Origin of the sequence: Ralstonia sp. UBA689 (genome assembly GCF_002298975.1) — a bacterium.
Taxonomy (GTDB): Bacteria; Pseudomonadota; Gammaproteobacteria; order Burkholderiales; family Burkholderiaceae; genus Ralstonia.
Genome location: NZ_DBMV01000002.1, coordinates 20720 through 42108, shown reverse-complemented (window position 1 = coordinate 42108; position 21389 = coordinate 20720). Strand labels below are relative to the sequence as shown.

The window sequence follows — 21389 nt, the reverse complement described above, 5'->3', positions numbered from 1 at the left end:
CATCGTAGGAGGCGCTCCAGCGGAGAGTCAATCGGTTGATTGGAATGAGCAATCTAGAAGCGGCGCATCAGGCGCTTGAAACGGATTCCCCTTATGAATCCGTCACTTGCGTCCGGTGCGCCAAGGGCGGGCAGGTGGCTTCGAGGCCCTTCAACAGCCGTGTGAGGTGTGCGAGCAACTGCATCATCCGCGCGCCGGCTGCCCGCAGATCATGGTCCGCCGCATGGTGGATGGCATGGGCAAAGGCCTCCGCCTCGGCATTGACGGACGGACTGCGCAGCAGCGCCAGCGCGCCGCCCGTACGGTGCGCCCACCCGCGCAGCGCCCCCCGGTCGAGTGTCTCCAGCATCGGGCGCAGCGCCTGCACATCGTCATCCAGGGACGACAGAAAGGTCTGGGCCAGGTTGGCCGCGGCCGGGCCTGTGCCCAGTGCGCGGCTCAGGTCGTCGACCGGGATGGCGAAGGTATCGCCGTCCGGCGATGGCGATGTGCCCAACAGGTTCGATAGCGCCGTTTGCAGCGTGGCCAGCGTGGTCGGCTTGAGCAGGCAGGCATCCATGCCGACGGCGCGGCAGCGCGCGTGCTCCTCCGCCAGGGTGGTGGCAGTGATGGCGACAATGGGCAGGCGCGCACCGCCAGTCATCTGCTCCTGCTGGCGGATGTGCTCGGTCAGTGCGAAGCCGTCCATGTGCGGCATGTGGCAATCGGTCAGCAGGGCGTCGAAATGGCCTCCGCGCAAGCGCTCAAGCGCGGCGATGCCTTCCTCCGCCAACGTGACGCGGTAGCCCAGCAGGCGCAGTTGCTTGGCGATCAGTTCGCGATTGATGGGGTGGTCTTCCGCCACCAGGATGTGTGCGCCGAGCGCTTCGTCACTGGGTGAGACAGGCGCGGCGAGGGGCGCCACGCAAGGCGGTTCTGCGGCTTCCGGCTGCGGCAGGGCGCGCTCACAGGCTTGCACGAAGGCGTGCCAGCTCAGCGGGTTGATGCTCAGCGCTGCACCGCGCTCGGAGTAGCGCACCTCGGACGTCACGCGAATGGTGCTCGGGCGCGCGTGCGGCGACGTGGTGAAGATGATGTCTGCCTCAGTCTCCGGCGCGATGCGCAGGCCGGCTGCCAGGGCGAAATGGCTCAGGCTTTGCCGGTCGGCGGCGTTGTCCACGGCCATGGCCACGCTGCGGCCGGCCAACTGCGGCAGTGCGTAGCGCGCGCGGATGACCGGCACCGGCAGTTGCAGCGTGATGGTTGTGCCATGCCCCGGGGCGCTCCGCATGCTGAGCGTGCCGCCCATCAGGCCGGCAAGCTTGCGCGAAATCGCCAGGCCCAGCCCGGTGCCGCCGTAGCGACGCGTGGTCGAGCGCTCAGCCTGCACGAACGGTGCGAACAGCGTGGCCTGCACTTCGGGCGCGATGCCGATGCCCGTGTCGGTCACGTGGATGGCGATCTGCGCGGAATGCGTATCGCTGTCGATGCCTGTGCATTCGGCCTTGAGCCGGATGCTGCCATGTTCGGTGAACTTGATGGCGTTGGAGAGCAGGTTGAACAGCACTTGCCGCAAGCGCACGCTGTCGACCGACACGGTGGCCGGCACGTCGGCGGCCACGTCGATGTGTACCGCCAGCGATTTTTCGTGCGCGCCGCTGGCCAGCAGGCCGACCGTGCCGTCGAACAGCTCGCGCAGGTCGGTGTCCACCGGAGAGATATCCAGCTGGCCGGCCTCGATCTTTGCATAGTCGAGGATGTCATCGAGGATATGCAGCAGCGTGCGGCCGGAGTCCTGCACCAGCGACACCATGTGCTTCTGCTCGCCCTCCAGCCGTGTCTGCTGCAGCAGCTCGACCAGGCCCAGCACGCCGTTCATGGGCGTGCGGATCTCGTGGCTCATCATGGCCAGGAAGCGGTCCTTGGCCAGCAGGGCCGATTCCGCCGCATTCTTGGCGGCCTCCAGCGCGTCGGCCTGTTCGCGTTCGGTCGTCACGTCGCTCAGATAGCCGTTCCAGACCGTGCGCCCGTCGGGTTCGCGGTGTGGAATCGAGCGCGCGTGCAGCCAGCGCATCGCACCGTCCGGGCTGACATGCCGGAATTGCTGGTCGAACGGCGTCAGCTCTTGCGCGGAGGCGAGCACGCTCTCCAGCATCCGTTTCCGGTCGTCTTCGTAAATGAGCAGTTCGGGCGTGGACAGATAGCCAAGGAGGTCTTGGGGCTGAATGCCAAGGGTTTCATGCGCCTTGCCGGCCACGTAGCGGATGTGGCCCTGGGTCTGCCCGGGGGGCAATTCGAACTGGTACACCAGGGCCGGCAAGGATTCCGTGACCTCGCGCAGGCGCTGCTCCAGCTGTTCCGCGCGAGCCTGGGCCTTGCGGATCTCGCTGATGTCGACCAGCGAAGCCACGGTGCCGGCCGGCTGGCCGTCGGACAGGTGGAACGGCTCGATCCAGTGCAGCACGCTGCGCGACTGCCCGTCGGGCGTCACGATGATAATCTCTTCGCGCGTGCTTTCGTTCATCTCGACGGCGCGTCGGTTGATGTCGGATAGGTGCGCGACGTCCTGGTTCGCGTACAGGCCGAGCTCGTGCGGTGTGCGGCCCAGCAGCGCCTCGCGCGGGCGGTCGAACATGTTGCAGAACGCGGCATTGACGGCCACGTAGCGGTGCTCAGCGTCCTTGGCGATCAGCGGGAAGGGCACCGATTCCATCAGCGCTCGCTGGAAGCTCAACTGTTGCGCGAGCGTTTGTTCAGCCTGCCGGCGCTGGCGGTTCTCACGGCGCAGTTGCGCGTGCTTAATGGACAGCAGCAGCATCGCGCCCAGCACGATCGCGGCGATGGGGCCGAACTTGACCAGCAGTGCCGAAGCCGACGGGCCCAACTGATAGCTCACCGACAGCCATTTATTGCGAATGCTGATCTGTTCACCCTCAGGCATGGCGAAGAGGGCACGATTGATGAGCGGCACCAGCGCCGCGTAGCGTGCCGACACACCCACGCCGATGCTCTCCATCTTCTTGGCCGAGCCCGTCACTTTCAGACTGCCGGGAAAGTGATGGCGGATCGATGCGTCGACCACGGGCAGGTTGGCGATAGTGAAATCGGCCTGTCCGGATGCGACTTGCGACAGTGCATCGTTGACCGAGGTGGCGGGAGCGATGCGGATCTTTGGTATGTTCTGACGCAGCACGCTGGCCAGCGTTTCGCTTTGCGGCAGGGCGATGGTTTTGCCCGCAAGCTCGGACAGCGCAGCCACCGCCAGTGCATCGTTGCGTCCGACGACCACCATCGGCGTCGAGTCGACCGCCTGGCTGAGCCTGAATCCCGCCGGACGGAGATCCTGGTTGGACAGGCCAAGCAGGACATCGATCTCGCCTGCGTTTGCCCTGGACAGCGCGTCGGCCCAGTCGCGCACCGGTACGCGCTCGAAGCGCAGGCCGAGCGTGCGTGACAGGAAGCTCAGGTACTCGGGCAGGATGCCCCGCAGTTCGCCGGGTTTGTCGCTGAAGGTGTACGGCATGTAGTCGGCATCGGCGGCATAGCGCAGCGGCGGCAGCGACGCCAGCATGGCGTGTTCGCTGGCTGACAGCGGCAAGGCCACCGTCGCGTTGCCGCCGTGCGTGATCCAGCGCGCGCGCAGATCGTGCATCGCCTTGTCCGGCAACTGGGCGAGGTGGCGGTCGAGGTAGCGGATGAGCGCGGCACGCTTGCGTGGCGCGGCAAAGTGCAGTGCGTCGACCTGCTGGTTGACGAGCTGCACGATCGACAGTTGCCGATAGCGCGGTTGCAACATCAACTCACGTGTCGTGTAGGTGACGCCGATATAGGCGTCGGCTTCGTCGTGCAGTACGGCGTCCAGCGCGTCGGAGGCGGTGGGCAGGCTCACCAGGCGGATGCCCGGGTGCTGGCGCTGCAGGTCTTCGTCCAGCAGTGAACCCCGCTCCACCGCGATGCGTGTGCCGGCAGCGAACGCGTTTTGCGCGACCCGCGCATTGTCGTTGCGCGCGACCACCGCTACCGCGCGCTCCAGATAGGGGGCGGAGTATTCGAGGCAGCGATCGTATTGCGAGCGCGGCGCCACGCTCATGATGATGTCCACGTCGCCGCGGCAGGCAGCCTTGAGCAACTCGTCGCGCCGCGCAAACACGCGGGGCACGAGGCGCACGCGGTCCCGCGGAATCAATTGCGAGAGCAGATCGCCCGAGAAACCGGTGAGCTTGTCGCCGGATACGCCTTCGAGCGGCATCTTCGATTTACGGATGACGCCTACGGTGAGCGTGGACGGGATCTGGTTGACGCGCTGGGCGACCTTGGCCGCGTCCTCCGCGCGCGCGTCGCCCAGCCAGGCGAGTATCGCCACGCAGACCAGCGCGCCCACACCGATGCCGATGCGCAGCCGCGCCAGGGGGGATAACTTCGCGTGCCAGATCATGGTTCAAGCCTCGGTGCTGCCAAGCAGCCCGTGGCGCACGGCGAAGTCGAACAGCGCCGCCTCGGTGCTCAGCTTGAGCTTTCGCATGCCCGCCTGCTTCTGCGCGCTGATGGTCTTGACGCTGCGGTTCAGCCGCACGGCGATCTGGCTGACGGTCATGCCCGTGACGTACATGCGCAGCACTTCCAGTTCACGCTTGCCGAGCAGACGGATCGGGTCATCGTTGGCCGGCTCCTGCGCGAGCGTGCGGCGGATCAGCTTGGCGTCGAGCTGCGGCGAGAGATAGATGCGGTCGGAGAGTGCCGCGCGCACGCCTTCCAGGATGTGCCGCGGTTCGTCGGCTTTGCTGACGATGACCTTGATGCCGGCGCGCAGGATGTTGCTCATCAGCGCACGCGTTTCGAGCATGGTCAGCACCATGATGCGCAGGTTCGCCTGCTGGCGCATGAGGAATTCGAGCAAGACGATGCCGTCTCCGTAGCGGCTGCCGGGCATTGCGTAGTCGGTGATGACGACGTCGCAGCGCACGCGGCCGAGTATCGCGAGCAACTCGTCGGTATTGGCGGCCTCGCCCACCACCTCGAAGCCTTCGACCTCCGATACGAGGTGCCGCACGGCGGCCACCACTCCGGGATGGTCATCTGCAATCACGAGTTGGATGGGGGGCTGCATGTCAGCGGGTCTCCGAGGCGTGTAACGTGCGGCAACCTGTTTGCCGCATTGCTGAGAATCGCCGATGCCGTGACGCTGGAAAATCGGAAAAGTCTTAATACTGTGTCGCGATGTGCATGCTTCTGGTGCGAATTTGTCACGACGTGTTGAGGGTGGGCTCGGATTCACCCGTGAACCAAGCAGGGCGCGTGGCACAATGCTCGCGCCTTCAGAATTGCCGACATCCATGACCTCCGATCTGCCCTCCGCCCAGCCTGCTGCAACGCGCCAGCAGAGCGCCGAACGCTCGACGCTCGTGAGCGCGGGCGTCAATTGCCTGCTCTCGGCCGGGCAGATCACGGCGGGGCTGTGGTCGCACTCGCAGGGGCTGGTGGCCGACGGCCTGCACACGCTGTCGGACCTGATTGCCGACGGCATCGTCTTCATCGCCAACCGCAACAGCCACAAGGGCCCGGACGAAGACCATCAGTACGGTCATGCGCGCTATGAGAACGCCGCATCGCTCGGGCTGGGTCTGCTGCTGGTGACGGCCGGCGCCGGCATGATCTGGGCGGCCGTGGAGAGCCTGCGCTCGCCGCAGGGGCCGGCGCCCGTGCACGGTCTTGCGCTGTTGGTGGCGCTCATCGCGCTGGCGGCCAAGGAAGGGCTGTTCCGATACATGCTGGCTGTGGCCAAGCGCATCGGCTCGCGCATGCTGATCGCCAATGCGTGGCACGCGCGCTCCGATGCGGTGTCGTCTTTGGTGGCGGCGGTGGGTGTGGCGGGCAACTTGATGGGTTACCACTGGCTGGACCCGGTGGCCGCCTGCGTGGTGGGCGCCATGATCGGTCGTGTGGGCCTGCGCTTCGGCTGGGAGGCGCTCAATGACTTGATGGACCGCGCGTTGCCGCCGTCGCAGGTGCAGGCGATCCGCGCGAGCCTGGCGGCGACGCCGGGCGTGAGCAGCGTGCACGACCTGCGCACGCGTGTGACGGGCGACCAGGCGCTGGTCGACGCGCATATCGAGGTGGACCCGCGCGTGTCGGTGAGCGAAGGCCATGCGATTGCCGTTCGCGCACGCACCAATGTGCTGGCCCTGCATACCGACATGGCCGTGCTCGACGTGCAGATCCACGTCGACCCGCGCGAGCGCATCGCCACCGATCCGCTGCCGCTACCCGACCGCGACGCGCTGCACGCCGCGCTGGCGCAGTTGCTGCCGCCGGGCACGCCGCTCGACGCGCGCCACTGCGTGCTGCATTACGTGGATGGGGTGGTCGAGATGGATCTGATCCTGCTGCCCGCGCTGGCCGCTGAGCGTGCCCGCATCAGTGCGGCCATTCAGGCGCGCTGGGATGGCCTGGTGCGCCTGCGCGTGCTCGCTTCCGACGCCTGAAGCCGTCTCTCTAGCGACACTGATCGACCGCATTGACCGGCTGCGCTTTGGCCGGGTCGAAACGTAACGGCTCCAGCCCCTTTTCCGTGAGCGAGAGCCAGTCGAGCGCGCCTGACGTGCGCAGCAGCCCGACACTGCCCATCGGGCGCCATTGCACGGGTTGGCCATCGGCGTTCATCAGCGTGGCCGACAGCTTGAGCGTGTCCGGCCCAGCCTGGAACTGCAGCAGGCGCCCGTCTGCCGCCGGCGTGTAGGCGATGCGATCGCTGACGACGATACCCGCCTCGCGCATCGTGGCTGGCATGCATGGCACGGACGCGCGCACCTTGCCCTCGCTGTCGATCAGCTCCGCAAAGCCGTGGCCCTCGGCGGTGCCGACCAGCAGGAAACGCTCGACGGCCGGCAGCCACGCGACGCCGTAGGTGTAGTACTGCAGATGCGCGCGCAGCACGCGCTCGCCGCTCATGCGCCCGGTGGCCGGGGCGAACACAGCGATCTTCAGGTTGGCATCGGTGCGGCCGGGCACGAACTGCTGCCACGCGAGCAGCGCGCGCGTGGTGCCGCCGGCAATCATGGGCCACCACTCGCGGCGCTCGTGGACGATGTCGACGTTGTGCAGGAGCTTGCCGCGCCCGCTGTACACCTTCACATAGACGCCGTTGCCGCTGCCGAGGTTGTCGACGCCTCCTCCGTCCACCCAGCCGTCTGAATAGAACACCACAAAACGGTCGCCCACTGCTGCAACATGGCCCGAGTGCCCGCCCGACTCCACCTGTTGCGGATACGGCTTGATGGGGCGCAGTGCCGTGTCGTAAATGCCGTAGCGCTGCGTGACGTTTTCCGGCGCGTTCCAGCCATCTTCAAACGACACCATCACCTGGCCGGCGCGATTGCGCGCGACCGTGACCGGCTCCTGCGCCTCGGGCTTCTGGATGAAGATGCGCGGCGTGTCCAGCACACCCGACTCCGCATGCCACTGCGCCACGTACACGTCGTGCGGCCAGCTCCCGTTGCGATCTGCGCCCCGCGGCGGCAGGCCGGAGGCGCTGAAGAACACGTTGAACGTGTTGGCGGCCGCAGCCGGCACGGCGCCGATGCCGTGCATGTACTGGCGCGGGTCGGACACCTTCGCCATGACGGGGGCGATGACGACGGCGGACGCGGCCAGCGCGCAGGCGAGGCTCAGCAGCGTACGGTGCCAGAAGAGGGGCTTCGGGGACATCGGTCGGGGCACTTGGCGCTCCATAACAGTCGCGGTTCCGGAACGGGTTGGGCCACGCGCACGCGGCGAAGTTGCGGCGCGAACGGGCGAGCCCGTTTGGAGGAGGGCACCCACGCCTGCGCGCCTGGGCAATCAAGTTTCGGCCCCGCCTGCCGTATTCATAGGCAAGGGCGGAACCGCTTCCGCCAACCCCTTCCCAGCGTGGCCAGAGCGGACCCAAGCCCGCCATCCGCTGCGCCCGATCCAGCGAGAAAAACATGACCCAGCGTGCCGGCGCCCGATGGCGAAGCGAAGTGACGGAGGCTCTACGCACCGTGCAGCAGCAGTTTGGCGTGACGCCGGGCAGCCTGCCGCGCGAGGCACTCATTGCCGCCCTGGCCGATGCCATCTGGTCGCAGCGCGCCGCCTATGCGCGCATGCGCGAGAAGCTGGTCACGTTGCCCGAGCTGGCAGACGAATCGATGTGATTCGCGCGTGCCTGCGTGCCGCGCGCAATGTTCTGAGCAGGTGATGTGATGCGGTACTGCGGTTCGCTGGATCTGGAGCATCTGTTGTGCCAGCCGTTTGCCGAGTTGGGCCGGCTGGTGCGCGACCAAGCCACGGGGCAACCCCTGCCCCCGGTCGAGGTGGCTGCACGCGCGGTGCTGCTGCGCGCCGCCGGCTACGAAGTCATGCCGATGTGCGCACATCACGACCTTCGTGGCTTCTGCCTCGGCCACCCGGATCAGGTCATCGGGATGTAGACACAGCGTCGCACTCTCCGAGGCACGGCCCTGCGCCGAATCCGTCATTTGAGCGCATCCAGCTCAGGGTAGTGGCGGAAGATGCCCATGGTGTTGAACGGAATGCGCCGCCGCGATTGCAGGTACGCCGCGATCTTCGGTTGCGCCGCCACGCGGTCGTGCAGGGCCGCGAGGTGCGGCAGCTCGCGTTCATAGCGCTGCATGTGGCGCGGGAAGGCGTAGCGCAGCCCGGCCACGATCTGGAACAGCGACAGGTCCACATAAGTGAGCGCATCGCGCACGGCCCACGTCGGCCCGGACGGATTGCGCGCGAGCACACGCTCGAAGTAACGCAGGAACCTGGGCGCGCGGTGGCTCAGGAAATCCTGCGCGCGGCGCAGCGCTTCGGCCTGCTGGTCTTCGTAGTATTCGCACGAAGCAATGGGGTGGTGCGTATCGTGGATCTCCACCACGAAGTCGGCAATCGTCAGTTGCAGGCTGTGCGTCCACAGGCCGCCCGCCTCGTCCTGGGGTGCCAGGCCGTAATGCTGGCCGAGGTACAGCAGGATATTCGCCGTCTGCGGAATCACCAGCTTGCCCACCACCAGAAACGGCGGCGCGAACGGCGGCGTGGCGATGTCGGCATCGTCCAGGAATGCCTCGATGGCGGCTTCGTCCTGGCGGCCGATGTCGGCGTAGGGTACGGCCGCCTGTTCCAGTGCAAGACGGACGAATTCGCCGCGGCCCTGGATCTCGGGCCAGTAGTAGAGCGTGGTTTGCATGATTGGGGCGGAAGTTGGTGGTGGGCCGCGCAGCAAGACCGGTGCCACACCTTGCATCGCAGCAGAAAAGGTGTCTGCGAACGATAATAGGCGGTCGCCTCCGCGCTTGTCTTCAACCCCCCCAGCCGTGAACGTCCCGCCCTCCAGCGCGCCAGCCGCAGCGCCCGCACCCGAATCTGCAACTACCTCCGCCGCCGCCGATCCGTCCCGCTGGCTGGTGCGCGGTGCCCCCGGCTACCTGCGCGCCAATCTCGCGCTCTTTGCGGCGGGTTTCTCGACCTTCTCGTTGCTGTATTGCGTGCAGCCGCTGATGCCGCTGCTGGCGCACGACTTTGGGCTGACGCCCGCGCAGACCAGCCTGGTGCTGTCCGTATCGACGCTGCTGCTGGCGTTTGCGATTCTGTTTGCGGGGCTGCTGTCGGAGTCGATCCACCGCAAGACGCTGATGGGCGTGTCGCTGGTGTTGTCGTCCGCGCTCACGCTGGCGGCGGCCGTGCTGCCGGGCTGGGATGGGCTGCTGGCCACGCGCGCGTTGCTCGGCGTCGTGCTGGGCGGTGTGCCGGCGGTGGCGATGGCGTATCTGGCCGAGGAAGTGCATCCGCAGGGCCTGGGGCTGGCGATGGGTCTGTATGTGGGCGGCACCGCTTTCGGCGGTATGGCCGGGCGCGTGCTGACTGGCGCCATGGCTGATCATGCCGGCTGGCGTGCCGCCATGGGCTTCACCGGCGCACTGGGCTTGCTGGCGGCGCTGGCCTTCCTGTGGTTGCTGCCGCCGTCGCGCCGCTTCGTGCCGCGCAAGGGCGTGGCGCTGGTCGACCTGTTCGACACGCTGGTCGCGCACCTGCGCGAGCCCGGCCTACGCGCGCTGTTCGCCATGGCCTTCCTGCTGATGGGCGGTTTCGTCACGATCTACAACTACGCGAGCTTTCGCCTGCTCGGCGCGCCGTATGCGCTCAGCCACACGGCCGTCGGCGCGATCTTCATGGTGTATCTGCTGGGCATCGGCGCATCGGCCTGGTTTGGGCGATTGGCCGATCGGCATGGTCGGGGTCGCATGCTGCTGGCGGGCACCACGTTGATGTCGGCGGGCGTGCTGCTGACGCTGGCCGCACCGCTGGCGCTGGTGATCGGCGGTATTGCGCTGCTCACCTTCGGTTTCTTCGGCGCGCACGCGGTAGCCAGCGGGTGGGTTGGGCGCCGCGCGCAGCGTGCCAAGGGGCAGGCGGCGGCGCTGTATCTACTGGCGTATTACCTGGGCTCCAGCATTGTCGGCACGGCGGGCGGCAAGCTGTATGCGCCGTGGGGCTGGCCTGGCGTGGTGGCCTTGGTGACGGCATGCATGGCGCTTGCGCTGGGCACGGCGGCTTGGTTGTGGCGCCGCGCGCCGCTGCCGCTGGGGGCCAAGCGGTAAGGCACTTTGCGAGGTCTCAAGGATTGCCGTGCATGCGGCTGGCCGCCGATTGAAGGTGTTGGGGCATCCACGGTTTCGTCCCCTGCCGGGGCCGACTCACTTTCTTTGTCTTGCCAAAGAAAGTAAGCAAAGAAAGGCGCGCCCGAGATGGCGACTTCCCCTTGAATTTCTGTCGCAGGGAGGGGAAGGGAGGCAAACTCGCTGCGCTCAGACAAGCCTCCCTTCTTTTTCCTCCCTGCAACAGAAATTCAAGGCGCCATCTAGGGCAGGGACGGCCAAACCGCCTGGGAGCAAGTGTTGGCACCAAGGCGAGTTTCTCGATCGCGAACGGCTTCTGGGGGCGTAGGTCCCCGCGGTTGGCGGCCGCCCGGTGAATTCGCGTATCGTGCGAGGTCCGTGTCGGCACGATTGCTGGTTTCGTCATGCGCATTCACCTCCTGTTCGGACTGTTTCTGCTGATGCTGGACGCCGCGCACGCGGCGCCGGTGTCGTTCTCCAAGTTCACGGCGCTGTCGTCGTCCATGCAGGGCGCGTCCGCGCCGGCAGCCTCGCCCGCGCAGACGCGCGAATCGCTCGATGCCGTCATCATGCTGCTCGACAACGACCAGCAGCGCACCGCGCTCGTCAGTGAACTCAAGCACCTGCGCGATGGCGTGGCCACGCAGCAGAAAGTGCAGGCCGAGCAGGCACCGGGCCTGTTGGGCGCCGTCGCCTCGCTGATCGAAAACGGCTCGCTCGCAGCCGATGTGGAAGCCGGCACGCCGCACTACTGGATGCGCCGCATCGAGGCAGCCGGCCGCAACGCCAGCCTGCTCGCCGCCCCGGACACGCGCCTGCGCGTCTTGGGAGACTTTGCCCGTACCGTCTTCATCTGGGCTGCGATTGCCGGCAGCCTGTTCGGCCTGGGTTGGCTGCTGCGCCGCATGTTCAGTCTCAAGGCGGAGTTGGGGCCGCATCCGACCACCCGTGCGTTGTTTGTCGACGCGCTGCGCAAAATTGGCCCGTGGGCCGTGTCGTTTGCCGTGCTGATGCGCCTGGGCTACGAGGCTACGCCGGGTTTCGTGCTGGCGCTGGTGCTGGCCTATGCCACCGTGTGGGGCGCCATCATTACGGCGGGCGTGGCGATGCTGTTCTCGCTGTTCGCGGGCAGTGCGCACCGGCGCGTGGCCGTGGAGTATCTGCTCAAGCACGGCATGTGGCCGATCTTCCTGGCCGCCAGCCTGGGCGCGTGCGGCGATGCGCTGGTCGACCCGCGTGTCGCGCTGGTGCTGGGGGGTGCGCTCAGCCTGCTGCTGGCGACGGTCTGCAACGTGGTCTCGTCGCTGATGCTGGCGGTAGGGGCGTTGTGGGCACGGCGCCCGGTCGGCCAGTTGATCGCCAACCGGCCGCTGGAGGTGCGCCGGGGCGAACATGCCGGCAACCAGTTCCGTCGCCTGATCGCCGCGCTGTGGCCGGTGCCGGTGGTGGTGCTGGCGGGCGTGACCGCGCTGGCCACGCTGACCATGCCTAACAACGTCGACGCCGTTTCGCGCCGCGCGGTGATGACGTCGCTGCTGCTGGTGGCGGCGTTCTTCCTGTCGGCGGTGGTGCGGCCGCGCGCGAGCTGGCGTCTGCGCCTGCGGCTGGCACGCAGTTCACCGTATCTGGAGCGGCTCAAGCATTTCTTCGCGGCGCTGGTGCAGTTGGGCATCTGGGTTGTCTTCGTCGAGCTGGCGCTGCGCGTGTGGGACCACACGCTGGTGGAGGTGATGCACAGCTCGGTCAACGGCCGGCGCATTGCCGATGCCATGGTGGGGCTGATCGGCACGGTGTTTTCCACCTGGCTCGCCTGGATCCTGCTCGATACGGCGATCCTGCAGGCGCTGTCGCCCGCCACGTCGCGCACGCAGCCCAGCACGCGCGCGCTCACCATCCTGCCGCTGTTGCGCAACGGCCTGAAGGTCACGCTGGCGGTGACGGCCGGCATCGGCGTGCTGGCCAACCTGGGCGTGAACGTGACGCCGCTGGTGGCCGGTGCCGGGGTGATTGGGCTGGCGGTGGGTTTTGGCGCGCAGTCGCTGGCGCAGGACCTGATTACCGGCATCTTCATCCTCATGGAAGACACCATCAGCGTGGGCGACGTGGTGGACGTTGGCGTGGCCTCGGGCACCGTCATCAACCTGACCATTCGTACCGTGCGGCTGCGCGACGGCACGGGCGCGGTGCTGTCGATTCCGTTCAGCCAGATCAAGACGGTGCGCAACCTGTCGCGCGATTACTCGTTTGCCGACTTTGAAGTGCGCGTGGCGATGGACGCCAACCCGCAGCAGGCCATCGGCCTGGTGCGCGCCGCGGCCGATCAGATTGCCGGCGAGCCGCGCTTTGCGGCCACGCTGCTCAATGGTGCGGAGGTATTCGGGCTGGACAGCTTCGACGGCGGCGCGATGATCGTAAAGGGCCGCTTCAAGACGCGCCCGCAGAAGCAGGCCGAGGTGCTGCGGGCCTTCAATGTCGTGCTCAAAGATGCGTTCGACCAGGCAAAGGTGCCGCTGGCCACGCCGGCCACGGTGCTGCGCACTTCGCCGGCGCTCGAACAATGGATGACGCGGGTGGCACCGGGCGGCGAGAAGAGCGATAGCGCTTCGCCCGCACCCAGCAGCGCCCCCCCCGCTGCGTCGGCTTAGAACCCGTGGCGCATGCCCACCATCACGCCCGTCTGCGAGGACTTGGGTAGCGCCGTCGCCAGCACGGTGCCGGCGTCTTTCTGGTGGGTGTAGTCCACGCCGACGTAGAGCCAGGTGCGCTTGCTGACCACGTAGTTCATGATCGCGTAGGTGGTGTAGCGCAGGCCGTCGGGGTCGCGCTGGCGCGTGGCCATGCCGCCCACCACCAGGTTGTACTGGCTGCTGAAGTCGTACTTCACGCCACCCAGGATCAGGTCGTTCCTGGTGGGCGAGCCGTCGCGGTAGTTGATGTAGCCGAGCATCAGCTTGGCGGGGCCGACCTGCACGCTGCCGCCGGCCGTCCACGTGCGGGTGCCGACCGACTGCAGGTCTTTCTGCTGTTCCCACGCGCCGCCAAACGTGAACGGACCACCTGCGTAGTTGAGCGACAGCGCGCTGTAGTTGCCCGCCGAGAACGCGCCCGCCTGCTCGCCCATGCCGACCATCACGCCCGGGCGCCAGCCGTTGAAATCACCCACGTACTTGATCGAATTGTCGATACGCACACCCGTGGCCGTGACGTGCCACGCGGTCGCGCCCAGGTTGCCGATGCTGAGCGCGTCATACGTGCCGGCCGTGTTGAAGACGAGATTCTCCTGCCGGCCGAAGGTCAGCGCGCCGAAGCCGCCTTCCAGGCCCACGTAGGCCTGGCGCCCGAACAGGCGCGACGAGGCCGGTGTGGTGGGCTTGTAGCCGCCCAGGCCCATGTCATTGGTGGAGCCCACGCCGGTGTCCGGCGCGAAACCGCTGACCAGATGGAACACGGCCTTCAGCCCGTTGCCCAGGTCTTCCGAGCCACGCAGGCCGAAGCGGCTGCCGCTGTAGTAGCCGCCGGCCATCTCGGCCTTGCCATGGCCGGCGGCGTCGTTGTTGGTGCTGTAGCGCAGGCCGGTTTCCATCACGCCGTACAGCGTGACGCTCGATTGCGCCTGCGCGGCGCCGCAGGCAAGCAAGGCTGCGAGCGCAGCGGCCGACAGCGGAATGGAACGGATCGAAACGGTAGTCATGTGGCTCCCCTTTTTTTAGTGATGGCCGGAACGGGGTTCCGGATTGGCTCGGGGGCCGACTCTCGGGCAAGTTGTGCCTGTAAGGGTTGAAGTTACGCATGCGCCTGCAAAGCGCCGCGCACGTCGCGCCGGGTGGGGCGCTGCACGCGATTTGTGCGGTAGGCGTAAACCGCACACTTACAGAATCGTGGGGGTTTTCCCTCGGGCGACGGGGGCGGCCTGGGGCTGCCGCTACACTGGCGACGTTTTCGCCCGCGCCCCGCCATGCCTTCGTTCTCCGTCCCCGTGCTCAACGCCTTGCGTGACCAGTTGCCCGCGCTCTCGCCGGCGCAGCAGGGCGTGGCGCGGTTGATCCTGGAGGCGCCGGAGCTGTCGCTCGAACAATCGGTGGAGACACTCGCCGTGCGCGCCGGGGTGTCGATGCCGACCATCGTGCGCATGTGCCAGGCGCTCGGCTTCGAGGGCCTGCGCGAGTTCAAGGCCACGCTGGCTGCCGAGCTTGCGCACGCGCAGCCGACGCTGCCGGGCCACGTCGGCCGGGCCGACCCGCCCGCGCTGGTGGCCAGCAAGGTCATCGACGGTGCCACGCGGGCGCTGGCCAGGCTGCGCGACACGCTTTCCGCCACACATATCGATGCCGCCGCAGAACGCATCGCCCGCGCGCGCCGTGTCGACTGTTATGCCGCGGGCGCCGCCTCGTCGTTCATGGCGAATGACATGCAGGCGCGGCTGATGCGGTTGGGGCTGGCGTCCAATGCGTACTTCGACGCGCACCTGCAGTTGGTCTCGGCGGCCACGCTGGGTGCGTCCGATGTCGTGGTCGCGTTCTCGCACGTGGGGCGCATGCCGTATCTGCTGGAGTCGATTGCCTACGCGGCGGAGCAGGGCGCCTGCGTGATCGCCATCACCCAGGCCGGCACGCCGCTGGCCGAGCGCGCGCAGATCGCGCTGACGGTGGATGTGCCCGAAGATGCGGTGATGCGGGTGGGCACCGAGGCGTACCTGGTGCATCTGGCGGTCATCGAGATCTTGATGACCTGCGTGGCGCAGCGCCGCGACGAAATGGTGCGCTCGCGCATGCGGGCGATCCAGCGGCTGCTGACGGAACGCAGCGTGGACCGCCCCTAGAAACGCGATCAGGACGATTCTGGCGGCCCGGCGGCGTCTTGCTGTATCACGTGTACTGTCTGCGACGCCGCCAAGCCACCAGAGCCGCTTCGCTTCGCCCTGATCGCGTTTCTGGAAATCAAAGGCGCGCGACCGCCAGCCCAATCGCCAGCAAGCTCCCCATCCCGAAGATCGTCCAGCCGACCGTGCGGCGCTTGGTGGTCAGCACCCAGAGCCACAGGCCCGAGATCGAGAGGAAGATCACACAGCCGGCCAGCGTGTCGGCCAGCAGGATCCACGGTACGGTCATGTTGGTGCCGAGGTGCAAGGCCATCAGCGTGGCGAGGATGCCATTCTCGGTCTGGGCGATGGCTGCAGAGTGGTTGCCAACCCAGTACTCCGCCCGGATCAGCGTGGAGGCACTACCGAAGGTGAAGCTCCATTGCTCCGGCTGCATCAGCGGTTTGGATGCGGGGCGTTCGCCGTCGGTCTTGGCGGTGGGTTCTGCCCAGGGGACGGGTTTGGCGCGTTCCACGCGGATGCGGCTCGGCGGCTCCGGCAGTTGCAATACCTCTTGCAGCCGTGCGCCCATCGCCTGGGGCGTGGTCGGCAGCGGATCGGTCAGGGCGATGCGCGAGTTGGTTTTCTGCTGAGCCACGGGCGGCAGCTTCAGCACCGCGCGGTGGTTCAGCCAGATGCCCGACACGCCGAAAATCAGCCCCATCACCGCGCCCCACAGTCCGAACCAGCCATGCGTCTTGCGCAGCCAGCGCACCAGGGTGGCGCGGCGGTTGGCGGGGTGCTCGGCCTTTGCCTTTGCCGCACGGGCGGGCGCGGCGGGCTTGGCAGCGGGTTCGGAGGAAAGGCGGGGATGCGACAGGTCAGTCATGAAGCACATGGCGGCGGGCGGCCGCCGATGGGAGACAAATCGACCGGTCAATATAAATGAGAATTATTCGCGTTGCAATGCGGAAAGGCTTACAACGTGATCCGCTCCAACGCGCGCCGCGAGGCCTCGTCCGCCGGATAGAAACACTCGATGCGCATTTCCTGCAGCCCTGCATCGCGCGGCGTGCCCAGCGTGGTGAGCGTGGTGAACAGCGAGAGCGTCACGCCGTCGCGCTGCAGTGTGACGGGCAGGAAGGGCGGCGGATCGTTGGCGCTTTGTGCCGGGGCCGATGGCGTGGCTGAAGCTTCGGAGGCATCGAACAGCACCGGCTGCAGCGCGCGGATGTCGGCGAGCAGGCGCTGCGTGGCGGGGTCGATGGTATGCAAGGCCAACTCCTGCCGCACCCGCCGGGCGAGATATCGGCCGACCTCGTCGCGGTTGGCGATCGTGGGCCACAGCGCGGTCGGGTCGAATACCAGTTTCATCATGTTGACGGCGCCGGGGGCGCCTTCGGCCCGGTCGTCTCCGATGGCCCAGCGCATCAGGCGCCGGTGCGCAGCGTTGGCGTCGAGCACGTGCCAGAAGCGGTCGAGCACGATGGCCGGGTAGGGCGCCTGCTTGTCGAGGATCAGCTTCACCGCCTGGCGCACCGCCTGCATCATCGGCGAACCCTCATGGGGCGGCGTGGCCAGCCCCTGCTCCGGATACGCGGGCGCAAAGCCGGCCGCCAGCAGCATCTGGTTGCGATGGCGCAGCGGCACGTTCAGCTCTTCGGCCAGTTGCAGGATCATGTTGCGGCTGGGCGCGGCGCGTGCCGATTCCAGAAAGCTCACATGCCGCTGCGACACCCCCGCCGCCAGCGCCAGGGCGAGCTGGCTGGTGCCGCGCCGGGTGCGCCAGAAGCGCAGCAGTTGCGGGAAGCGCGAGAGCGCCGCTTCAGGTGGCTCGGCTGGCACTTGGGCGGCATCGGCTTCATCTAGCATGGCGAGGGCTTCTGCGGGCTGGGCGGGGTTCATGTCACCTATTGAAGCAGAGTCGGGTAGGTGCGGCGATTACCTGTCGCGTAATTGTGACCGAGCCGCCCGCTGCTGATACTGCTTCCATCCTGACGCCCCGAGCGGAGTGCCCCATGCAGCGCGAACCGATCGACTACCCCGCCGATGCCCTTCCCATCCGTGAAGACCATGTACGCACCGCCGATGGCTGGACGCTGCCCGTGACGGTCACCAGCCCCGGCCTGGGCGCGCACGGCACGGTGTTGATCTGCTCGGCGCTGGGCGTGCCGCGCCAGTTCTACGGCGGGTTTGCGCGCGCGCTGTGCCTGGCCGGCTGGCGTGTGGTGACGTTCGACTATCGCGGTATTGGCGAGGCGCTGGCCTCGGGCCCCGGCACCCCGCGCTTTGCCGACTGGGGCCGGCAGGACATCGACGCCGTGCTCAAGTGGGCGCACGACACGCTCGTCCCCGAAGGCTGCGCGGGGCGCCGGCTGGTGGTGCTCGGCCACAGTGCGGGTGGACAACTCGCGGGGCTGGCGCCGCACATCGTGCACGCCGATGCGCTGGTGCACGTGGCCGTGTCGCTGGCAAATGCGCGGCTATGGCCGTGGCGCGGGCTGCTCAGCCGTCCGCAACTTGCCTGGCTGCTGCGTGTACGGATTCCATTGGCCGTGGCGCGCGTGCGCGGCGGCATGCTGCCGCTGGCCGCAGTCGGCATGGGGCCGATGTCGATTCCGGCCGCCGTCCTGGGCGATTGGGCGCGCCTTGCACGGCGGCCCGGCTACCTCTTCGCACGAGGTGCGGGGCTGGACGTCTCCCGCTACCCGAGGCTGGCCGTGCCGCTGCTCGCCTGGGGTTTCGACGACGACCCGATGGCTCCGGCCAGCGCCATCGACGCGCTGGTAGCACGGTTCCCGGCCGCGCGCCTCACGCGCCGGCAGGTCGCGGGCGCGGCGCTGGGCAAAGGCGTCGGTCACATGGGCTTCTTCCGGGCATCGTCGGGGGCGCCGTGGTGGCGCGAGACGGTGGCGTGGCTTGACGCGCTCGTGTGACTCAGAACGTATAGACGATGCCCGTGCCGCCAAAGTAGCTCTGCTTGTTCTGCACGATCGGGCTCTTGGCCGCCTTGCCCAGGAGGCGCGTGGTGCCGACCGCCGTGTGCAGCGCCCAGTGGCGCGAGAAGGTGTGCGTCCACGCCACCGTCAGCGACGCCGCCTGCAAGCCGCCGTTGGCCGTGTATTGCGCGAAGCCGCTGTCAGCCGACTGCTGCGCTGTCACCCCGAAATACGTCTGCATGTACTTGCGCGAGCCGAAATGCAGGCTCGGGCTCACGGTGATCTGGTCGTTGCCCCAACTGGCCAGCGGTGCGGACAGGTCCAGGTGGCCGGCCCAGCCGCGTTCGCGGTTGGTCAGCGGCACCTCCAGCGTGGCGCTGGCCGTGGTCTCGCCCACGATCTTGGTGCCCAGCGTGAAGACGCCGAGCAGCGAGCCTTTCACGCTGCCCATGCCTTTCAGGTGGTCCGAACCGGGGCGGCCGTAGCGGTTGGTGTCGGAACGGCCAGGGTCGTACGACAGCGCGGCCGACGCAAACATGCCGTTCAGGAAGCGGATCGCATATCCCGCGCCGCCCTGCAGCGGGTCGATGAACCAGCCGTTGCCGAAATCAGCCCGGAAGCCGGGGCCGCCGGTGACGGTGTATTGCTTGCTGCCCTGGTAACGCGGTGCCGCGCCCACGTTGAGCGACAGCGAGTACGACGATTCATCGGCATGGACCGACGACGGAGACAGCCACATGCTCGAGAGCACGGCCAGGTACGGAATGGAGAAACGGCGAGCGAGACGCGGGGGGAGACGATTGAGCACGGTAGACCTCTGATGGGACCTCATGAGAGAGAGCCCGCAGTCTGGCGAGGCGCCGCACGCACGTCTGTCTGGAAATTGCCGGGAAGTTGTGCGCAATTGTGCGCGAGTGTCTGCAAGTTTCTTCGTGCCATCCATTGGCAAGCCGGCCGCCGTACACTGCGCCCCATCAAGAAGAACAACGGGGGCATGGGCGATGAACGAGGGGCCGCTCAAGACCAAGGTGCTGCTGATCGAAGACGACGACCGTCTCGCGCAGCTCGTCAGCGAATACCTGGGCAACTACGAATTTGCGGTGGAGGTGGTGCGCCGTGGTGACATTGCCGTGGCGGCCGTGCGCGAGCACCAGCCGGCGCTGGTGATCCTCGACCTGATGCTGCCGCACATGGATGGCATGGAGGTGTGCCGGCGCATCCGCGCGTTCTCGCGCGTGCCGGTGCTGATCCTCACCGCGCGCGTGGACACCTACGACCAGGTGGCCGGCCTGGAGATCGGCGCCGACGACTACGTGCTCAAGCCCATCGAGCCGCGCCTGCTGGTCGCGCGCGCCCGGGCGCTGCTGCGCCGCGCCGCGCCGCTCATGTCGACCTCCGAGCCGGCCGTGCCGCGCGACGACACGCTCGTCTTCGGCGAGCTGGTGATCTCGCCGCCCAACCGTGCCGTCACGTGGCGCGGCCAGGCGGTCGATCTGAAGACGGCCGAGTTCAACCTGCTGCTGATCCTGGCGCGCGCCGCCGGCACGGTCCTCAGCCGCGACGACATCCTCAAGCAGTTGCGCGGCATCGAGTTCGATGGGCTGGACCGCACGGTCGACTCGGGCATCTCGCGCCTGCGCCGCCGCTTTGGCGATGCCTCGCCCGAGCCGCACAAGATCAAGACGATCTGGGGGCGCGGCTATCTGTTCAGCCCGTCGGCCTGGGAGGACTGAGCCATGCTCAAGTCATTGCTGAAGCTCTACGCGATGGTCGTGCTGGCGGCGGCGCTGGCGCTGATTGGTGTCAACAAGTCATTCGTCTGGTTGTTTCACGACACCCTCACGCACGGCGAGCGCGAAGTGCGCAAGGGTTACGCCTTCGTCCTGCAGGAGTACCTCGGCCACGCGCCCGGCGGCGATCGCGATGCGGCGCTCGCGCGGCTGAACAAGAATGCGTGGGAGCAGTTCAACTTTGTCGATCCGGATACCGTGCCCGGCCTGACCGCCCAGCAGCGGCGCGATTTGGCCGACCACAAGCTGGTCCTGATGACCAACGGCAAGGACTACTACCTGCCACTGCGTGACGGCAAGGTGCTGCACGCCCACAGCGAGGACATGGATTACCTCGGCATCCAGCTGATTGCCTACGCGCTGATCGCCATCGCCACGCTGGTGCCGCTGCTGATCTGGGTCTGGCTGCACTGGCGTGACCTGCGGGCGCTGGAAGAGGCGGCACGCGGCTTTGGTGCTGGAAAGTTGTCCACGCGCGCCAACCTGCACAGGCGCTCCAACATCTACGCCTTGGCGCGACAGTTCAATGACATGGCCGAGCGTATCCAGGGCTCGATTCAGCACCAGCGCGAGATGATGAACGGCATCTCGCACGAACTGAAGACGCCCATCGCGCGGCTGGAGTTCGGCATTGCGCTGCTGCAATCGCCGGTCTCGGAGGCGCAGCGCAACCTGCGCCTGGAGTCTTTGCGCCGCGACGTGCGGGAGCTCGACGATCTGGTCAGCGAGTTGCTGGCCCTGAGCCGCCTGGAGCAGGGCGCCACGCATCTCGTGCTGATGCGCGTGGTGGTGGGCGAGTGGCTCGACAGCGTGGTGGCCAGCGTCGCCAACGACGTGGCCGACCGCCAGCTTACGTTGACCGTGCACGCAGACGGCGCACCCGTGCACCATGTGTGCGACCCACGCCTGGCGGCGCGCGCGCTGCTCAACCTGATCCGCAACGCCACGCGCTACGCGCGCAACACCATCACCCTGCGCGCCGAGACCGGCCCGGCCGGTGCGCTATGCCTGACGGTGGAAGATGACGGCCCCGGCATTGCCGTGCCGGACCGCGCGCGCGTGTTCGAACCCTTCCTGCGCCTGGACGCCAGTCGCGACCGCCACACCGGCGGCTTCGGCCTGGGGCTGGCCATCGTGCGGCGCATCGCGCTCGTGCACGGTGGCGAGGTGCGGCTCGACGCCTCGGCAGGGGGCGGGGCGCGCTTTGCGGTGCTGCTGCCGGCCATGACCATCCCGCCGCTTTGAA

Annotated in this window: 17 protein-coding genes; 9 read left to right on the top strand and 8 right to left on the bottom strand. The window is 67.6% G+C overall.

Annotated elements, in window-relative coordinates:
- Positions 1-91: 91 nt before the first annotated feature.
- Positions 92-4414, bottom strand: coding sequence for an ATP-binding protein (locus B4F51_RS02460; protein ID WP_296223507.1), 4323 nt, complete (start codon positions 4412-4414; stop codon positions 92-94).
- 3 nt (positions 4415-4417) lie between these two features.
- Positions 4418-5086 (bottom strand): response regulator transcription factor, encoded by a 669-nt coding sequence (locus B4F51_RS02455; RefSeq protein ID WP_296223506.1) that lies wholly within the window; start codon positions 5084-5086, stop codon positions 4418-4420.
- Positions 5087-5312: 226 nt separating this feature from the next.
- On the opposite strand from B4F51_RS02455, the gene B4F51_RS02450 reads away from it, so the two are divergent.
- Positions 5313-6461 (top strand): cation diffusion facilitator family transporter, encoded by a 1149-nt coding sequence (locus tag B4F51_RS02450; RefSeq protein WP_296223505.1) that lies wholly within the window; start codon positions 5313-5315, stop codon positions 6459-6461.
- 10 nt (positions 6462-6471) lie between these two features.
- Here B4F51_RS02450 and B4F51_RS02445 read toward each other — a convergent pair whose 3' ends face one another.
- Positions 6472-7683, bottom strand: coding sequence for a hypothetical protein (locus B4F51_RS02445; RefSeq protein WP_296223504.1), 1212 nt, complete (start codon positions 7681-7683; stop codon positions 6472-6474).
- Between the two features lie 257 nt (positions 7684-7940).
- Between B4F51_RS02445 and B4F51_RS02440 the strand changes: the two genes are divergently transcribed.
- The gene (locus B4F51_RS02440; protein ID WP_296223503.1) at positions 7941-8150 is read left to right on the top strand and encodes a hypothetical protein; all 210 of its coding nucleotides are present in this window, start codon (positions 7941-7943) and stop codon (positions 8148-8150) included.
- Between the two features lie 48 nt (positions 8151-8198).
- Positions 8199-8426 (top strand): hypothetical protein, encoded by a 228-nt coding sequence (locus tag B4F51_RS02435; RefSeq protein WP_296223502.1) that lies wholly within the window; start codon positions 8199-8201, stop codon positions 8424-8426.
- A gap of 44 nt (positions 8427-8470) precedes the next feature.
- Here the strand turns inward: B4F51_RS02435 and B4F51_RS02430 are convergent, their stop codons facing one another.
- Complete coding sequence (locus B4F51_RS02430; protein WP_296223501.1) at positions 8471-9187, bottom strand: glutathione S-transferase; 717 nt, start codon at positions 9185-9187, stop codon at positions 8471-8473.
- Positions 9188-9314: 127 nt separating this feature from the next.
- Between B4F51_RS02430 and B4F51_RS02425 the strand changes: the two genes are divergently transcribed.
- Together B4F51_RS02425 and B4F51_RS02420 are read left to right on the top strand one after the other, a co-directional pair.
- Positions 9315-10598, top strand: a complete 1284-nt coding sequence (locus B4F51_RS02425; RefSeq protein ID WP_296223500.1) for an MFS transporter — start codon at positions 9315-9317, stop codon at positions 10596-10598.
- 422 nt (positions 10599-11020) lie between these two features.
- Positions 11021-13261: a mechanosensitive ion channel family protein gene (locus tag B4F51_RS02420; protein WP_296223499.1), complete on the top strand. Its 2241-nt coding sequence runs from the start codon at positions 11021-11023 to the stop codon at positions 13259-13261.
- Here the strand turns inward: B4F51_RS02420 and B4F51_RS02415 are convergent.
- A complete protein-coding gene (locus B4F51_RS02415; RefSeq protein ID WP_296223498.1) occupies positions 13258-14307 on the bottom strand; it encodes a porin in 1050 nt (349 codons plus the stop codon). The genes B4F51_RS02420 and B4F51_RS02415 overlap by 4 nt on opposite strands.
- Positions 14308-14571: 264 nt before the next feature.
- On the opposite strand from B4F51_RS02415, the gene B4F51_RS02410 reads away from it, so the two are divergent.
- Positions 14572-15435: a MurR/RpiR family transcriptional regulator gene (locus tag B4F51_RS02410; RefSeq protein ID WP_296223497.1), complete on the top strand. Its 864-nt coding sequence runs from the start codon at positions 14572-14574 to the stop codon at positions 15433-15435.
- 118 nt (positions 15436-15553) lie between these two features.
- Here the strand turns inward: B4F51_RS02410 and B4F51_RS02405 are convergent, their stop codons facing one another.
- Both B4F51_RS02405 and B4F51_RS02400 read right to left on the bottom strand, forming a co-directional pair.
- The gene (locus B4F51_RS02405; RefSeq protein ID WP_296223496.1) at positions 15554-16303 is read right to left on the bottom strand and encodes a PepSY-associated TM helix domain-containing protein; all 750 of its coding nucleotides are present in this window, start codon (positions 16301-16303) and stop codon (positions 15554-15556) included.
- An 89-nt stretch (positions 16304-16392) separates the two neighbouring features.
- A complete protein-coding gene (locus tag B4F51_RS02400; RefSeq protein WP_414706658.1) occupies positions 16393-17319 on the bottom strand; it encodes a helix-turn-helix domain-containing protein in 927 nt (308 codons plus the stop codon).
- Positions 17320-17432: 113 nt separating this feature from the next.
- On the opposite strand from B4F51_RS02400, the gene B4F51_RS02395 reads away from it, so the two are divergent.
- Positions 17433-18350 carry a serine aminopeptidase domain-containing protein gene (locus B4F51_RS02395; RefSeq protein WP_296223495.1) on the top strand — a complete coding sequence of 306 codons (918 nt, stop codon included), beginning with the start codon at positions 17433-17435 and terminating at the stop codon, positions 18348-18350.
- A gap of 1 nt (position 18351) precedes the next feature.
- Here the strand turns inward: B4F51_RS02395 and B4F51_RS02390 are convergent, their stop codons facing one another.
- A complete protein-coding gene (locus B4F51_RS02390) occupies positions 18352-19161 on the bottom strand; it encodes a MipA/OmpV family protein (protein WP_296223494.1) in 810 nt (269 codons plus the stop codon).
- Between the two features lie 193 nt (positions 19162-19354).
- On the opposite strand from B4F51_RS02390, the gene B4F51_RS02385 reads away from it, so the two are divergent.
- Both B4F51_RS02385 and B4F51_RS02380 read left to right on the top strand, forming a co-directional pair.
- Complete coding sequence (locus B4F51_RS02385) at positions 19355-20086, top strand: response regulator (RefSeq protein WP_296223493.1); 732 nt, start codon at positions 19355-19357, stop codon at positions 20084-20086.
- Between the two features lie 3 nt (positions 20087-20089).
- Positions 20090-21388, top strand: a complete 1299-nt coding sequence (locus B4F51_RS02380) for an ATP-binding protein (RefSeq protein ID WP_296223492.1) — start codon at positions 20090-20092, stop codon at positions 21386-21388.
- Position 21389 lies beyond the last annotated feature (1 nt).

What these genes read in the sequence shown, in the direction of transcription:
- B4F51_RS02420 (WP_296223499.1), top strand. Translation starts at nt 11,021, where the DNA reads ATGCGCATTCACCTCCTGTTCGGACTGTTTCTGCTGATGCTGGACGCC.
- B4F51_RS02435 (WP_296223502.1), top strand. Translation starts at nt 8,199, where the DNA reads ATGCGGTACTGCGGTTCGCTGGATCTGGAGCATCTGTTGTGCCAGCCG.
- B4F51_RS02410 (WP_296223497.1), top strand. Translation starts at nt 14,572, where the DNA reads ATGCCTTCGTTCTCCGTCCCCGTGCTCAACGCCTTGCGTGACCAGTTG.
- B4F51_RS02400 (WP_414706658.1), bottom strand. Translation starts at nt 17,319, where the DNA reads ATGAACCCCGCCCAGCCCGCAGAAGCCCTCGCCATGCTAGATGAAGCC.
- B4F51_RS02385 (WP_296223493.1), top strand. Translation starts at nt 19,355, where the DNA reads ATGAACGAGGGGCCGCTCAAGACCAAGGTGCTGCTGATCGAAGACGAC.
- B4F51_RS02415 (WP_296223498.1), bottom strand. Translation starts at nt 14,307, where the DNA reads ATGACTACCGTTTCGATCCGTTCCATTCCGCTGTCGGCCGCTGCGCTC.
- B4F51_RS02395 (WP_296223495.1), top strand. Translation starts at nt 17,433, where the DNA reads ATGCAGCGCGAACCGATCGACTACCCCGCCGATGCCCTTCCCATCCGT.
- B4F51_RS02455 (WP_296223506.1), bottom strand. Translation starts at nt 5,086, where the DNA reads ATGCAGCCCCCCATCCAACTCGTGATTGCAGATGACCATCCCGGAGTG.
- B4F51_RS02405 (WP_296223496.1), bottom strand. Translation starts at nt 16,303, where the DNA reads ATGACTGACCTGTCGCATCCCCGCCTTTCCTCCGAACCCGCTGCCAAG.
- B4F51_RS02460 (WP_296223507.1), bottom strand. Translation starts at nt 4,414, where the DNA reads ATGATCTGGCACGCGAAGTTATCCCCCCTGGCGCGGCTGCGCATCGGC.
- B4F51_RS02430 (WP_296223501.1), bottom strand. Translation starts at nt 9,187, where the DNA reads ATGCAAACCACGCTCTACTACTGGCCCGAGATCCAGGGCCGCGGCGAA.
- B4F51_RS02380 (WP_296223492.1), top strand. Translation starts at nt 20,090, where the DNA reads ATGCTCAAGTCATTGCTGAAGCTCTACGCGATGGTCGTGCTGGCGGCG.
- B4F51_RS02450 (WP_296223505.1), top strand. Translation starts at nt 5,313, where the DNA reads ATGACCTCCGATCTGCCCTCCGCCCAGCCTGCTGCAACGCGCCAGCAG.
- B4F51_RS02445 (WP_296223504.1), bottom strand. Translation starts at nt 7,683, where the DNA reads ATGTCCCCGAAGCCCCTCTTCTGGCACCGTACGCTGCTGAGCCTCGCC.
- B4F51_RS02440 (WP_296223503.1), top strand. Translation starts at nt 7,941, where the DNA reads ATGACCCAGCGTGCCGGCGCCCGATGGCGAAGCGAAGTGACGGAGGCT.